Source organism: Actinokineospora auranticolor, assembly GCF_041897805.1.
In the GTDB taxonomy this organism is placed as follows: domain Bacteria; phylum Actinomycetota; class Actinomycetes; order Mycobacteriales; family Pseudonocardiaceae; genus Actinokineospora; species Actinokineospora auranticolor.
Genome location: NZ_CP154825.1, coordinates 1,321,142 through 1,335,907, shown reverse-complemented (window position 1 = coordinate 1,335,907; position 14,766 = coordinate 1,321,142). Strand labels below are relative to the sequence as shown.

Genomic DNA, 14,766 nt, shown 5'->3' with positions numbered 1-14,766 from the left:
CTAGCTGGATTCAGCCGAATTCCCGGTGTGCTGCCTCAGATGGCGGTGAGGGTCAGCAGCGCCGAGTAGGTGCCCGCCACGGTGGAGGTGGGGACGTTCAGGGCCAGGTCCGCGGACAGGTTCGCGGTGCCGTTGCCGCCCAGGGCGGAAGCGGTGGCGAGGGTCCGCGAGGAGGCCAGGCCGAGGCCCGCGGGGGCCGAGGCACCCGGGGCGATGGCGTTGGCCGGGTTCACCTGCGCGCCGACGGTGATGTTCTGGACCGCGGCCTTGTCGACCAGCTTGGGGGTCCAGCCCAGGTTCGCGCCGTTGATGCTGGCGGCACCGTTGGAGAAGTCGGACACCTGGCCGGAGACGTTCCAGCCCGGGTTGCCCGCGCGGGTGTCGACGACCTTGATCGGGTTCAGCGAGCCCGCGGTGGTCAGCAGCGAACCGTCGGCGGCCATGACCGGGGAGGGCAGGACCACGTTCTGGTTCGCGACGCTGATCAGCAGCTCACCGGCGACGACGGTGGTGGTGATGTTCTCCGAGGCCGACACGCCCGCGAACGGGGTGACGTCCAGGGCGACGGCGACCGAGGCCGAGGGCGCGAAGAGCGCGGCGTTGGCCGGGGTGAAGCGCGCGGTGAAGTTGTGCGCGCCGACCGCGAGGGTCGAGGTGTTCAGGGTGGCCGAGCCGCCCGCGACGGCGACCGGGTTGCCCAGGGTGTTGGCGCCGTCGTAGAACTGGACGGTGCCCGCCGCCGAGGCCGGGGCCACGGTGGCGCTCAGGGTGACCGGGGTGAACGCCTGGACCGAGCCGCTCGGGGTGACCGCGAGGGCGGTGCTGGTCTGGGTCACGACCGGGGCGTTGACCTGGTAGTTGACCGCAGCCGAGGTCGAGTTGCCGACCAGGGCGGACGAGCCGGTGAACGCCGCGGTCAGCGAGCGGTTGCCCGCCGCCAGCGCGGTGGTGGACAAGGTGGCGACACCGTTGACCACGGTCACCGGGGAGCCGAGGTTGCCCGCGCCGTCCTTGAACTGCACGGTGCCGGTGGCGGAGGCCGGGGACACGGTGGCGGTCAGGGTGACGTTGGCGCCCTGGGTGACCGGGGAGGCCGGGGCGACCGACAGCGCGGTCGTGGTCGGCACCGGGTCGGCCGGGTTGTTGCTCTGCCACGCGGTGGCCGAGGTGAAGTAGATGTCGCGGGTGAAGGAGCCCTTGGTCTCCGCCGCGAACTGGTCGACGCAGTTGACCTTGATCGTGTACTTGCCCGGCACGATCGTGGTGCTGTTGTCGAGCGCGATGTCCTTGAAGGTCTGGCCCTGCACGACGCCGAAGCCTGCGGCGGTGGAGAAGCCCACGTCCGTGACGGGGGTGGCGACGAGGCCGCCGTTGAAGCCGCCCGGACCGTGGATGTAGAGGTTGTAGCCGTCGGAGTCGGGGGAGCAGCCCGCGGCGGTGGTCCAGGTGGGGGCGTCGGTGTCGAGACCGGTCAGCTTGTTGCCGGTCACGGTGCCGAGGTTGCCGACGGGGTTGTCGGCGGACGCGACGCCGACGGCGCCGAGGGTGGCCGCGGTGGCGGCGGCGAACACGACTGCGCCGCCGACGAGCCTACGAGCGATGGTGTTTCGCACGGTTGTGCAAACCTTTCAGGAAGGGGAGAAGGGGGTGTAGGCGCTCAGGAGACGGGCTGACCGCAGTTGGGCGCGACGCCGAAGCCGTAGCGGGTGATGACGTCCTGGCGGGCGCAGATCAGCGAGTCGCCGCCGACGAAGACGGTGCTGTACGGGGCCACGGTGACCTTGTTCGCCGGGATGACGTTGTAGACGTCGCGCTTGAGCACCGAGGTGGTGTTCAGGTTGGTCGGCTGGACGTTGTCGATGGTGCCCAGCACGGCCTTGCCCTGCGCGGCCGGGGCGTTGCCGTAGACCTGCGAGTTGTACACGGCGATCGAGTACGGCAGCAGGTGCTTGGTGTCGGTCAGGTAGGTGCCGACGTGCTCCTGGATGCCCTCACCGGTGGCGTCCTTGTCGGTGACGCACGGGTAGGTGCCGCCGGGGCCGAACAGCGTGGCCGAGTCGGTGGTGCCGGTGGGCATGATGGAGCGGATGAAGAAGCTGCGGGTGCCGGAGCCGAACTGCGGCGCCAGCGGCTTGAAGGTGGTGTTGGCGCAGGTGTAGATCGAGGTCAGCTGCGCCTTGGTGAGCTTCTTCGGCACGGTGCTGTCGCTGCGGACCGCGTAGGTCAGGGCGTCGACCGCGAACGGGATGAACTTCAGGTCGGGGTTGGCCGCGGCCGAGTTCGACGAGGAGCGGGCGAACTGCACGCAGCCGGTGCCCGCGGCGACGTCGTTCTTCAGCGCGGTCACGCCGCCGCCGGAGTTCTCCGGGCGGGCGATGGTGCAGGCCGGGTTGGTGGCCGCGTCCTTGGTGGTGATCTGCGCGGTGCCGCGGGCGTCGTAGGAGCCCAGCACCTTGACGCCGTTGACGGTCACGGCGTCGGCGAGGCCGTTGAGCACGGTCTGGGTGGTGTCGGAGCCGACACCCACCAGCTCGCGGTAGGTGGGGGCACCCGCCGGGTCCGCCTGGGCGGCGTTGGCGGCGAGCCCGAGGGCGGTGATCGCGGCGGCGGCCACGAAGATCAAACGCTGCTTCTTGCGCACTACATGTATCCTTTTCTCCGCAAGTGGTGCGCGGACTGGTGTCCGAGCACGTTCCCGGTGGTTCCGCACCGGGTTGCTCACGCAAGGTGTCCGGCTGGTCTGTGTCGGGAGCGGCTAACTCCCCGCACAGGCCGGTCGGCGCATCACCCCCTCCTCCGCCGTGCGCGGCCCGGACTTCCCGGTCCATCGTGGGTATCGCGGCGAAGTTTGCGTTCCCGGCTCGTACTGGTGTCCGGGCGGCCAACAAGAAGTTTGCAATGGACAGTCCCTTGTGGACTCAGGTCCGGCCCGCTCACGGTTTGCGCCGCCTGCTGCCGAGAATGCTCAGCACCGGCCCGCCGCCCGCGGCCAGTCCACCCGCGACCAGCAGCAGCACCAGCAGGTACTTGAGGAACCAGCCGACCGGGCTGGCCGGGGTGGTCCTGGTGTCCGCGACGGGCTTGCTGGTGTCGTCGGTGGGCTTCTCGGCCGCGGGGGGCGCCGCGGTCTGCGGGGTCTGGCCCGCCGCGGGGGCGGTGTCGCCGCCCCCCTGTCCGCCGGTCCCGGTACCGCCGCCGCCGGTGCCCGAGTCGCCACCGTCACCACCACCGGCACCGGAGTCCGTGCCGCCACCATCGCCCGCGTCGGGGGCCGGGTCCGGGTCGACGCCCTCGGTGGGGACGGTGATCTTCTTGCCCGCGGTCTTCTCGACGGTGGTCGCGGTGGCCAGCGCCTGCTCGCGCATAGCCTGCGGCAGCGGGACGTAACCGGAGGGCAGCTGCCCGGTGCCCTCACCGGGGGTCTGCCCCTTACCGGTGACGAAGCGCAGCAGCGTCGCGTAGTCCTTGCCCGCGTCGGCGGTGATAGCGGCGGGCGCGGTGACCGCGTAGGTGACCATGGGCAGCGGGTAGGCGTTGGCGGCCTTGGGGGTGACGTTGACGCCCTTGACGCCGTCGGTCTTGGTCGGCGTCATCTCGGCGACACCGGCCAGGATGTTCTCCGCGCTCGGCGCGACGAACTTGCCCGAGGCGTTGCGCAGCTTCGCGGTGAACAGGCCGTAGCGGTCCGCGGTCGCCTTGTCGACCACGGCCAGCATCGCGCGCCGACCGATCGGCTGCCTGCCGATCCGGCCGAACGCGGGGCGGGTGAGGTCGAGCGGGTCGCGCTGGCCGTTGGGCTCGCGGCCCATGCTGTCGCCGCGGTTGGCCGAGCGGCCCGCCTCGTGCATGTCGGCGACCAGCGGGTGCCGGGTGGTGGCGCAGATCGGCGCGACCAGGTCACCGAACTTGACGTCGATGCAGGTCGTGTCGGCCTTGGGGAAGTTCTCCAGCGGCAGTTCGAGGTTGAGGTAGTTCTTGTTTACCTTCATACCCCACGGGTCCGGCTTGCCGTTGAGGAAGTCGCGGGCCTCGGGATCGGCGCCGATCCACGCCCACAGGTCCGCGGTGGCGTCGGAGTCGACCGACGAGGCCAGCGCGTCGATGGTCAGCATGCTGAACCCGTTGACGTCGAACTCGGGGTTGAGCTGGAGGAACTCCTTGTCCCGCACCAGCCGGACCGGGTTGCCCGCAAGGTACTCCTGGGCACCGGGCACCGCGTCCGAATAGGACTGGGTGAGCAGCTTGGCGACCAGCCGGGGGGTGAGGTTGAGCTCGCGGATGAGCTGCCCGCTGTTCTTGTAGTCGTCGGGCGGGGCCGCGATCGACGGCTGCTTCTCCATCACGAAGGCGATGGTGTAGGCCGAGATCCCCACCGGCGCGTAGACCGCGGGTTCGGTCGCGGGCTGCTCGGTGGCCGGTTTGGACAGGAACACCATGCCGGGCTCGCCGGAGGCCAGCTGCGCGCGCGCCGCCCGGTCGCCCATCTGCACGAACCCGAACACCGGCCCGTTGCCCGCGCACAGGGCGGGCTGCCAGCGCTGCACGGCGTCGGCGATGAACTCGTGGCCGTTGAGCGGGCGCTCGGCCCGGCCGATCGCGCACGACTCGCCGACCGGCAGGAAGTCCAGCCGGACCACCATGCGGTTGGCCCAGTTGGTCGCGCTGAGCGGGGAGGTGTCGAGGTAGTTGTGGTAGTGGCCGCCCGCACCGGGCGTGCCGACCTTGGCGCCGTTGACCTCGGTGTCCCCGCGCGGCACGACGACGAGCCAGCAGTGCCGCGGCTTGCCGGTGTCGGCCCCGGTGGTGCGGACCCGGCCGCACTCCAGGCCGGAGGCCTCCAGCATGGTCTGCACCTCGAAGTCGATCTCGCCGGTGCCGTCCTCGCGGGTGACCGCCTGCTGCACCTCGTTGGTGGAGGAGGCGTCGAAGTACAGGCCGTAGCCCGGTTCCCACGGCTTGGTGGCCGGGTCGGTGGGGCTGGCCGGGGTGAACGGCACGTAGGTGCCCATGCCGGGCTTCTCGGTCTGCTGCGGCTGGGTCTCCAGCGGGTCCTTGAGCAGGTCGCTGTAGATCAGCCCGCGGGAGAACATGGCCGACGAGTCGTAGGAGCCCTGCGGCACGCCGTACTGGCACTGCTCGCGCCGCGGGCCGGTCGGGTCGTCGCCCCAGCACTGCATGATCTGCAGGTAGTTGTAGCCGCGGTTGGCGTCGGTCGGCGCGGCGCCGGTCCACGACAGGTGGACCGTCTGGTTGATCAGGTCCCGGGTCTGGGACGCGGTGAACGCCAGCGAGGCGAACTTGCCCGTGCCGCGCACGGTGACGGCGGAGGGGGTCGAGGCGGGCCCCTCCGCGACCGAGCTGGCGGGCAGCGCGACGGCCACCCCGGCGACGATCATCAGCACGGCGAGCACCAGGCGGCCCAGCCGCTCGGTGCCGCGGGGTCGGCGGTTCACGACCGGCCCCCGGTCCGGCGCATCAGCCGCGCCACCAGCGGTGGTCCGGCGACCAGGGCGACCATCAGCACGGCCGCCGCGATGACCAGCAGCGTGCCGTCCCGCTGGGGCAGGTCGACCGACACCGGCTGGGCCGTCGCGGTGTTGCCCGACGAACCGCCGTCGCCACCGTCGCCGCCCTCGGCGCCGTCACCTCCGCCCGCGCCGTCGCCGCCACCGGCCGCGCCATCACCGCCTGCCGCGCCGTCACCGGTGCCGCCCGCCGCGCCGCCACCGCCCGCGGCGCCGTCACCACCCGCACCGGTGCCGCCGGTGGAGGTGCCACCGCCCGAGGACCCACCGGTCCCACCGGAGCCGCCGGTCTTGGAGCCGCCCCCACTGCTGCCGCCGCTCCCGCCGGTGTTGGTCGCGGGCTTGCCCGCGTCGTCGCACTGCGCTGTCGCGCCCTTGCGGTCGCACTCCGGGGGCTGCGGCGCGGTCTTGGCGAGGGTGTTGGTGCCGTCGGTGGAGAAGGTCGGGTTGTTGCAGCGGGACAGGTCCGGCGTCTGCCTGGTCGACCCGGGGATCCGGGCGACCTGCCGGAGCCCGGCCTGCACCAGGTTGATCGGCAGCGGGGAGAAGCCGAGCCGGTCCGCGGACTGCTGGCCCTCGCACAGGAAGTAGTAGGCGAAGTCCGAGAGCGTGCGGCCCTTCTGGTCGTTGAACTTCTGGTTCACCGCCGTCGGCATGATCATGTAGCTGTAGCTGGACATCGGGTACGTGCGGGCGTCCTGGTCGGTGTAGACCTGGGTGAGGTCCTGGGTCAGGTCGTCGTTGATCCGGGCCCGCAGCAGCGCCACCGCCACCGCCTGCGCGGTCGGCCCGACGTAGTAGCCCTTCGCGTTGAGCAGCTTCGCCACCGGGAAGCCCGCGTTCTTCGCGTAGGAGTACTCGACGTAGGTGATCGCGCCCTCGCTCTGGTTCTGCCGGACGTAGTTCGCGACGCCGATCGACTTGTCCTGGGCGATGATCCCCTTGAGCGACGGGTAGTTCGAGGTGAACCCGCACGGGGTGGCTCGCTTGGCCTCGCGGCAGAAGTCGTCCCAGATGGCGCCGTGCTGGGCGGCCATCCACGCGGTGAACTGCGCGGTCGAGCCGGAGCCGTCCGAGCGCACCACCGGGATGATCTGCCGGGCGGGCAGCGTCAGCGACGGGTTGTCGGCGTGGATCGCCGGGTCGTTCCACATGGTGATCCGGCGGGTGAAGATCTTGGTGACCACCTCGCCGGAGAGCCGCAGGTTCGTCACCCGCTTGCCGCCGATCTTGAGGTTGTACATCAGCGACGTGCCACCGGCCACGATCGGCATGTAGGCGAAGTTGCCGTCGGCGGGCGGGTAGTCCTTCACGCCGCCGTCGGTGAGCCCGTAGGGGATCTCCGAGACGGCGAAGTCGATCTGGCCCGCCTTGAACTGGTTGCGGCCGTCGGTGGAGCCGGTGCCGGAGAAGTTGACCCGCATGCCGAACTGCTGCACGTTCTTGCGCCACTGGTCGATGGCGTTGAAGCTCCACGTCGACCCGGCACCGCTGATGGCGACGTAGCCCTGGGCCGCGGCGGCCGGGGCGAACCCGACCGTCACGGTGACGAGCACGGTGAGCGCCGAGAGCAGGGCGAGCACCCGGCTCCTGACGCGTACCTGGCGGGTCATGCTGACTCTCCTTGGGGCTGCTGGGGCGGCGACCACGGCGGCGGCGTGGGCTGCGGGCGGGCGGCGCGGCGGGTGGCCGCCTCGATGAAGCGTTCGCGGTCGTGCGCCGACGCGCGCTTGCGGCGGCGCAGCTGACCGGCGGAGAGGTTGCCCGCCTCGCGGCCGCCGAGCAGCCGGGCGAGCACGAACAGCACCAGCACCAGCACCAGCAGCACGACGGCGGCGCCGAAGGCGCGGGTCTTCATGGTGTCCTCGGACGAGGACACCATCTGGTAGGTGGCCAGGGGCAGCGAGACCTGCGCGTCGTTGAACGGGTCGAAGTTCAGGTACGGGGTGAACCCGGCGGCGATGAGCACCGGCGAGGTCTCCCCCACACCGCGCGCGGTGGCCAGCAGCACGCTGGTGGTCAGGCCGGAGCGGGCGGTCGGCAGCACCACGTGCCACGCGGTGCGCAGCTGCCCGGCGCCCATGGCCAGCGACGCCTCGCGCAGCGAGCTGGGCACCAGGCGGATCACCACGTCCGCGGCCCGGATCATGATGGGCAGCATCATGATGCTGATCGCGCAGGCCGCGGCGAAGCCGGACCGGGTGAAGCCGAGCAGCAGGATCAGCGAGGCGTAGACGAACAGGCCCGCGATGATCGAGGGCAGCGCGGTCATCGCCTCGACCACGGTCCGCACCACCCGGGTGAACACGCCGCGGGTCTCGTTGAGGAACACCGCGGTGGTCAGGCCAAGCGGCACGGTGATGACCAGCGCGATGGTGATCTGCTCGAGCGTGCCGACCATCGCGTGCAGGATCCCGCCGAGCTCCAACGGGTCCAGGGTGCCCGCGTTGGACATGTCCTCGGTGTAGAAGTTGCCGTTCCAGATCACGCCCCAGCCCTTGAGGACCGGGTACAGGATGATCCAGAAGAGCGCGCCGATGGTCATCACCATGATGCCGTGCAGCAGCGCGGAGACCAGCTTGTCGCGGATGGCGAGCGCGTCGTTCTCCAGCGACACCAGCAGCGCGTAGACGGCCAGGAACAAGGGGAAGGCGATGGCGACGAAGCCGACCACGCCGGAGAACGGGGCGATCTGGTCGAACAGCAGCCCGGTCATCGCCGCCGCCGCGCACAGCGCGCCGATGACGGTGACGACGTCGGCGGGCCGCAACGACCGCGTGTCGCGGCGCGCCTCCGGGCCCCTGGGCCGTTGCTGCTCGGTCTGGTGCGGCACCGGCACGGTGACCGTCGCGACGGTTTCCTGCCGGACGGCCACCGGCTGCGTGCTCCCCGGCAGCGCCGCTACCGGCTGCGTGACTTCCTGTCCCACCGCACCCTGCTCCATCGTGGACATCAGGCATCGCTCCCTTGACCGGAGCGGCTGCGCGCGATCACCGCGGAGGCGGCGAAGTTGACGATCAGCGTCAGGGTGAACAGCGCCAGGCCCGCGGCCATCAGCGCGCTGAGCCCGAAGGGGCTGGCCGCGCCCCACTGCTGGGCGATGAGCGCGGAGACCGAGTTGGCGCCCGCGCCGAGGATGTGCGGCTGGATCACGAAGATCGGCGAGATGATCATCGCGACGGCGATGGTCTCGCCGAGCGCGCGGCCGAGGCCGAGCATGGTGCCGCCGATCATGCCGCTGCGCCCGAAGGGCAGCACCACGCTGCGGATCATGCCCCAGCGGGTGGACCCGAGCGCGTAGGCGCCCTCGCGCTCGCCGGGCGGTGCCTGGGTGAACGACTCGCGCATCACCGAGCAGATGAACGGCATGATCATGAAGCCGACCACCAGGCCCGCCCAGAAGGAGGAGGCGGTGTAGACGTTCAGCGGCGACAGCGGGTTGTCCGGGTCGGCCTCCGGCACGTCGAGGAACGGGATCCAGCCGAACTGGATGGACAGCCAGCGCGGGACGTCGAGCCCGTTCCACTGCAGCATCGTGGCGCCGAAGAGCCCGTAGACGACGCTGGGCACCGCGGCCATCAGGTCGATCGCGGAGGTGAGGAACCGCTTGAACCAGCGGGGGGCGTACTCGGAGATGTAGAGCGCCATGCCCAGCGCGATCGGGAAGGCCACCACCAGCGCGACCGAGGCGATGAGCAGCGTGCCGACCAGCACCGCGGCGATGCCGAAGTTGCGGGAGTCGGGCTCCCAGGTCTGGGTGGTGAGGAAGGCCGGTCCCGCCGCGGCGAACGCGGTGAGGCCGCGGAAGAGCAGGAACCCGCCCACCGTCACCATGAGACCGAGGACGAGGAAACCCGCCGTGCGCAAGGCGATGCGGAAGACCCCGTCGATCCCGCCGGACAGGGTCGGGCGCCTGCGCGCTTCGAGTGTGGTCATCTTCGGCCGCTCCGGGTCTGGTGTTCGGTGAACCCGGTGAGCCAAACCCGCGCAGCTTGCCGGGTTCCGATGCGACCGTGAACAACGGACGAACGCGAACCGGGTTCGCGGTCGGCGTGTGCGGAGTGGACGGTGCGGCGGGCCATCAGAAGCGCACCGCCCTCGGCAGGTCGGCGAGCGCGGCGTCGGCCACGAGACCGAGGAAGGAGCGGCAGGCGTACTGGGCCTGGACGCGGCGGTGGTAGCGGCGGCTGGACACGGCCAGGTCGGCGCCCTCCAGCCGGACCCGCCACGACCAGAGCTGGGAGGTGGTCTCCCGAGCGGTGGTGGCGGAGGCGTCCGCGACGCGGGCGCGGAGTTCGACCAGCGCGCGGGCGCAGGCCTCGGCGTCGACGAACAACCTGGCGGCCTGTCCCAGGCTGCGGTTGTTCGCAGACAGGAATCGCCACGTCACTCCCGCGTCGGCGGATCTGTAGATCTGAAAGCGGGCGACAGCCATCGGGTTTCTCCCATCCCCAAGTGGTACCAACCCCGACGTGGTCGAATCGTCTGGTTCACGAGTGGACGGGAGAAAAATCCGGAGGGTCCGCGAGGTTGCCATCGTCCTCACAGGGAACGACGCGACCGCGCTTGACTCGATTCCGAAACAACGGGTGAGGCGCCGGTCGCTGGAGGACACAATGGCGCCGGAAAATTACCACCTCGACCGAATAGCGGACTGTCCACAGCGAACTCAGCGTGGCGGATCAGTCACCACTGCCCCGTACGCCGTCCAGGTCCGTTTTCGTGCTATTCGGGACCGGTGTGGCAGGTGTGACAATTCGGCCAACCGGCGGAATTGCGCTCGGGAAATGGATCAGCCGTGGTTTTCCGGCTCATCGGCGGTCGGCTCGTCGGCGTTCGGGCCGGAGCGCAGCATGCGGACCAGCTCGACGGTGGACAGTCCACACAGAGCGGCGAGCGACTCGAGGGCGGCCAGGTCCAGGTCGCGGGTGCCGGGGGCGTGCCGGGCCACCTCGGTGGCCGCCCAGCGGCGGGCCGGGGCCAGCTCGGGGCGCTCGTCGTCGGCCAGCTCGACGAGGTCGACCTTGAGCGAGGCCGGGTACTCCTCGTGGCTGACCTGGTCGTGCACGCGCTCCAGCAGGTCGTGCGGGGACGCCTCCAGCGCGGTGCACAGCTGCACGAACCGGACCACGGTGCACGACCGCGTGCCGGTCTCGTAGGACGCCAGCGCCTGCGCGGACAGCTCGTTGGGCAGCCGCTGCACGAGCTGCGCGCGGGTCCACCGGCGCCGCATGCGCAGTTGCTGCAATTCGCGCCCGAGAGCGCGCTGGTAAGCCACACCGTCCATGTCGCTCCCCCGTCCCAGTCTGGAGGCTCTGTCCGTGACAGCGCGTTGACCTGCGATTTCCCCGCCTGGTGTCACGTTACGCACATTTGCTTTCGGCGCACCCGGCACGTGCGGACTGTTCCACCATCGAGTGAGGCCGTACCGGGTGACGGACACGCTGGGTAGATTCCGGGCGGTGCGTTCGATTACCGATCGGTAGGGACTGGACCACCGGGGTGGTGCGCCCCGATACTGCCTGGGCACCAGGCTCACGGACCCCGCATCGAGGCCCGTCGGCACCCTCCTTCGACGGGGCGGGACCGAGACGAGTGCGTGCCCGGGGCCGGTGGTGCCGCGCCGGCCCCGGGTCTCTACCGGACCAGCAGCGCCGCGACGGCGGCCGCGCCCGGGGTGATCGCGAACAGGCCGACCCAGGCGGGCAGGGTGGACGGTCCCGCCCGGAACCGGACCTCTCCACAGAGGACCATTCCGACCGCGCACAGCAGCACGACCAGTCCGCACACCACGTCGACCGGGGCCTCGGCGCCGTGCAGCAGCAGCGCGCCGACCGCCGCCGCCGACAACCCGGTCCGCGACCAGGCGAGGCGGGTGCGCTCGGCTTGGAGTCCGCTCACCGGCCGACGACCACCAGCACCAGCACCCCCAGCGCGACGGCGGTGACCCCGGCGGCGAGCAGCGGCACGCCGATCCCGGTGGGCAGCGGCTCCGACCTGCGGATGGCGCGTTGGGTGGCCCGCCAGCGGTGGTGGCTCAGTCCGGCGAGGACGGTGCCGAGGACGACCAGCGCGATACCGATCCCGCCGCGGAGCGCGGGGACGCCGAGATCGGGCAGGTATTGCCAGACGGCGACACCACCGGCGACCAATGCCAGGGCGGTGCGCACCCAGGCGAGGAAAGTGCGTTCATTGGCGAGGGTGAACCGGTAATCCGGCTCCTCGCCTTCCGGTTCCGCCACGGCGCCACCTCCCGGCCTTCGTCCCGGCCTTCATCGTAGGCAACTGCGGCTTCGCGGTTGGCGCGGTACTCCGCGTGTTCGCGCGATTGCCGCCCGCGTGCCACCTCGGGACATGATCGCAGGACGGTGGCTGATCGGCGCTGCGCCATGAGGACGAAATGGGCTGGAAATGCGGAATGGTCGGTGGAGATGCCCCCGGCCCCCGGAATTAATTCTACCGGCGCGCACCGACGGTACCGGGTGGTAGCGATCATGCCTGTGGACAACTCGCGGTGGGGTGTGGGTCAGAGGGGGACTACGGCGACCTTGCCCTCGATCTCCGCCAGGGTGTCGGCGTCCATCATCCCGGCCAGGGGGGCGGCCACGGCGGCGGCGGACCAGGTCACGGCCAGCGCCAGGCGGTCGGGCCAGGGGAGGCCGCGGCGGAGGCCGTCGGCGAGGGCGGCGACGGCGGCGTCGCCCGCGCCGGTGGGGTTGCCCGCGATCGGGTACGGCGGGGCCGCGCGCCACTCGCCTTCGTCCGTGACCAGGAGGGTGCCGTCGGCGCCGAGGGAGACCAGGACCGCGCCCGCGCCCGCTTCCTTCAGCAGTCGCGCGCCGCGGAGGGGGTCGTCGAAGCCGACGGCGGCCGCCAGTTCCTCCGCGTTGGGCTTGAGGACGGCCGCGCCCGCTTCGGCCGCCGCCCGCAGGACGGGGCCGCCCGCGTCGACGACCGTCGGGACCCCCGCCTCGCGGGCCAGCCCGACCAGGTCCGCGTAGGTCTCGTCCGGGGCGTCCAGCGGCAGGCTTCCCGAGCACACCAGCACATCCGTCGTCGGCAGGTACTCGCCGACCAGGCCTGCCAGCCGCAGCCAGTCGGCGGTGGAGAGGGGGCCGCCGGGCTCGTTGAACATGGTGGCCTCGGTCGCCACGACGGCGATCGTCATGCGGGTGGCCGCCGCCACGGGCAGCAGGTCGTGCGGGACGCCCGAGTCCACCAGGTCCGCGCGCAGCGAGTCGCCGAGGATGCCGCCGACCGGGCCCAGCGCCAGGGTCGGCACGCCCTGGTCGTACAGGACCCGGCTGACGTTGAAGCCCTTGCCGCCCGCCCGTTCGTGCACGGCGCGGATGCGGTGGGTCTGGCCGGGGCGCAGCTCGTCGACGCGGTAGCTGACGTCCAGCGCGGGGTTGGCGGTGACGGTGAGGATCATGCCGGTGTCCCGATCATCTCGGCCGGGAGCGCGTGCAGCACACCCAGCAGCGTGGCGACCTCTGCGGCGACCGCGGTGCGGGCCGGGCCGAGGTACTTCCTGGTGTCCACCAGGGACTCTTCGGTGGCGAGCGCGGCGCGCACCCGGGCGGTGAACACCGCGTTCAGCCGGGTGGCGACGTTCACCTTGGTCATTCCCGCGCGCACGGCCGCGGTCAGGTCCGCGTCGGGCACGCCGGAGGAGCCGTGCAGCACGAGCGGGACGACGACGGCCGCGCGCAGCGCGCGCACCAGGTCCAGGTCCAGCTCCGCGTCGCGGCTGAGCATGGCGTGCGACGAGCCGACGGCGACCGCGAGCGCGTCCACCCCGGTCGCGGCGGCGAACTCGGCCGCCTCGGCCGGGTCGGTGCGCACCCAGGGCGCGTGCGCGCCGTCCTTGCCACCGATCTCGCCCAGCTCCGCCTCGACGCCCACCCCCGCCGCGTGGCAGGCCAGCACCACGTCCCGGGTGGCCGCGACGTTGTCCGCGTACGGCAGCCGGGACGCGTCGAACATGACCGAGCCGACGCCGAGGTCGACGCCCTCGCGGACCAGGTCCGCGGACTCGACGTGGTCGAGGTGCACCGCGACCGGCACGCCCGCCGCGGCGGCCACCGCCAGGGTCGCGACCGCCAGCGGGCGCAGGGAACCGTGGTAGCGCACGCAGTTCTCGCTGATCTGCAGCACGACGGCCGCGCCCGCGCGCTCGGCGCCCTCGACGATGGCGTGCGCGTGCTCGAGCTGCACGACGTTGAACGCGCCGACACCGCGGCCGCGCGCGGCGGCCGCGGTGAGGATGTCGGTGGTGGGGACCAGAGGCACGTCAGGCGCCCGGGAGGATGACCGAGCGGGTCAGGTTGCGGGGCCGGTCCGGGTCGAGCCCGCCGCGGCGGGCGGCCGCGACGGCCACGCGCTGGGCTAACGCCAGGTGCGCCATGGGGTCCCGGTGTCCGCTCTCGACGAGGGTCGCGCCGGTCGCGGCCACGTCGGCGGCGAGCCCGGCAGGCGTCGGGCCGAACACCCAGGTCACGCGACCGGGCTCGGCGACGCTGATCGGCCCGTGCCGGTACTCCATGGCCGGGTAGGACTCGGTCCACGCGCCCGCGGCCTCGCGCAGCTTGAGCGCGGCCTCGTGCGCCAGCCCCACGGTCCACCCCCGACCGAGGAAGGTGAACTGGCCGCCCTCCGGTGGGTTCTCGTCGGCGAGGACGGCGCGCACGTCGGCGATCGCGCCGTCCAGCCGCTCCCCGAGGGACACCCGCAGCGCGGCGAGCGCGGTGGTGGCGAAGCGGGTCTGCACGACGGAGCGCTCGTCGGCGAAGTCGAGCGCGATGGTCCGGTCGGCGAACCCGGTGGCGGGCGACCCGGGCACGGCGGTGAGCACGGTGCTGGGCGTCTTCGTGTCGCGCAGCAGGTCGATGACCTCGGTGGTCGTGCCGGAGCGGGTGATCGCGACGACGTGGTCGTAGTCGCGGCCGAGCAGCGCCTCCGACGCGGGGAACGCGTCCGTGGCGCCGTGCCCGGCGGCCTCGCGCAGCGCGGCGTAGGCCATGCCCATGAACCACGAGGTGCCGCAGCCCACCACGGCGACGCGTTCCCCCGGCTGGGTCACGCGCAGGTCGAGGTCCACGGCGCGGGCCCAGCAGTCCGGCTGGCTCGCGATCTCGCTCTCGACGAAGGACATGACCGCTCCTCTGCTCATTCATGCACGTTTGACGCGTTCATCATGCAGTTGTGTGCAGTCACCGGCAAGGTGCCGCGCATCCGCCCA

At 71.8% G+C, this 14,766-nt stretch carries 13 protein-coding genes; all 13 read right to left on the bottom strand.

Annotation, left to right across the window (positions count from 1 at the left end; genetic code table 11):
* Positions 1–35: 35 nt before the first annotated feature.
* The gene (locus V5P93_RS06360; RefSeq protein ID WP_181043400.1) at positions 36–1,613 is read right to left on the bottom strand and encodes an Ig-like domain-containing protein; all 1,578 of its coding nucleotides are present in this window, start codon (positions 1,611–1,613) and stop codon (positions 36–38) included.
* Positions 1,614–1,657: 44 nt separating this feature from the next.
* Positions 1,658–2,641 (bottom strand): substrate-binding domain-containing protein, encoded by a 984-nt coding sequence (locus tag V5P93_RS06355; protein ID WP_104478451.1) that lies wholly within the window; start codon positions 2,639–2,641, stop codon positions 1,658–1,660.
* A gap of 292 nt (positions 2,642–2,933) precedes the next feature.
* The gene (locus V5P93_RS06350; RefSeq protein ID WP_245931181.1) at positions 2,934–5,453 is read right to left on the bottom strand and encodes a hypothetical protein; all 2,520 of its coding nucleotides are present in this window, start codon (positions 5,451–5,453) and stop codon (positions 2,934–2,936) included.
* Positions 5,450–7,138: a phosphate ABC transporter substrate-binding protein PstS gene (locus tag V5P93_RS06345; protein WP_104478450.1), complete on the bottom strand. Its 1,689-nt coding sequence runs from the start codon at positions 7,136–7,138 to the stop codon at positions 5,450–5,452. The genes V5P93_RS06350 and V5P93_RS06345 overlap by 4 nt, the downstream gene beginning before the upstream one ends.
* Positions 7,135–8,478: a phosphate ABC transporter permease PstA gene (gene pstA / locus V5P93_RS06340; RefSeq protein WP_104478449.1), complete on the bottom strand. Its 1,344-nt coding sequence runs from the start codon at positions 8,476–8,478 to the stop codon at positions 7,135–7,137. The genes V5P93_RS06345 and pstA overlap by 4 nt, the downstream gene beginning before the upstream one ends.
* Entirely contained in the window at positions 8,478–9,461 is a 984-nt protein-coding gene (gene pstC / locus V5P93_RS06335; protein WP_104478448.1) for a phosphate ABC transporter permease subunit PstC, read from the bottom strand. The genes pstA and pstC overlap by 1 nt, the downstream gene beginning before the upstream one ends.
* 145 nt (positions 9,462–9,606) lie before the next feature.
* Complete coding sequence (locus V5P93_RS06330) at positions 9,607–9,960, bottom strand: hypothetical protein (RefSeq protein WP_104478447.1); 354 nt, start codon at positions 9,958–9,960, stop codon at positions 9,607–9,609.
* 357 nt (positions 9,961–10,317) lie between these two features.
* Positions 10,318–10,812 carry a helix-turn-helix domain-containing protein gene (locus V5P93_RS06325; protein ID WP_104478446.1) on the bottom strand — a complete coding sequence of 165 codons (495 nt, stop codon included), beginning with the start codon at positions 10,810–10,812 and terminating at the stop codon, positions 10,318–10,320.
* A 350-nt stretch (positions 10,813–11,162) separates the two neighbouring features.
* Positions 11,163–11,426, bottom strand: coding sequence for a DUF202 domain-containing protein (locus V5P93_RS06320; RefSeq protein ID WP_104478445.1), 264 nt, complete (start codon positions 11,424–11,426; stop codon positions 11,163–11,165).
* Positions 11,423–11,767, bottom strand: a complete 345-nt coding sequence (locus V5P93_RS06315) for a YidH family protein (RefSeq protein ID WP_104478444.1) — start codon at positions 11,765–11,767, stop codon at positions 11,423–11,425. The genes V5P93_RS06320 and V5P93_RS06315 overlap by 4 nt, the downstream gene beginning before the upstream one ends.
* A 284-nt stretch (positions 11,768–12,051) precedes the next feature.
* Positions 12,052–12,957 carry a 1-phosphofructokinase family hexose kinase gene (locus tag V5P93_RS06310; RefSeq protein WP_104478443.1) on the bottom strand — a complete coding sequence of 302 codons (906 nt, stop codon included), beginning with the start codon at positions 12,955–12,957 and terminating at the stop codon, positions 12,052–12,054.
* Positions 12,954–13,817, bottom strand: a complete 864-nt coding sequence (locus V5P93_RS06305) for a class II fructose-bisphosphate aldolase (RefSeq protein ID WP_104478442.1) — start codon at positions 13,815–13,817, stop codon at positions 12,954–12,956. Before V5P93_RS06305 ends, V5P93_RS06310 begins: the two co-directional genes overlap by 4 nt.
* 1 nt (position 13,818) lies before the next feature.
* A complete protein-coding gene (locus V5P93_RS06300) occupies positions 13,819–14,679 on the bottom strand; it encodes an SIS domain-containing protein (RefSeq protein WP_104478441.1) in 861 nt (286 codons plus the stop codon).
* Positions 14,680–14,766 lie beyond the last annotated feature (87 nt).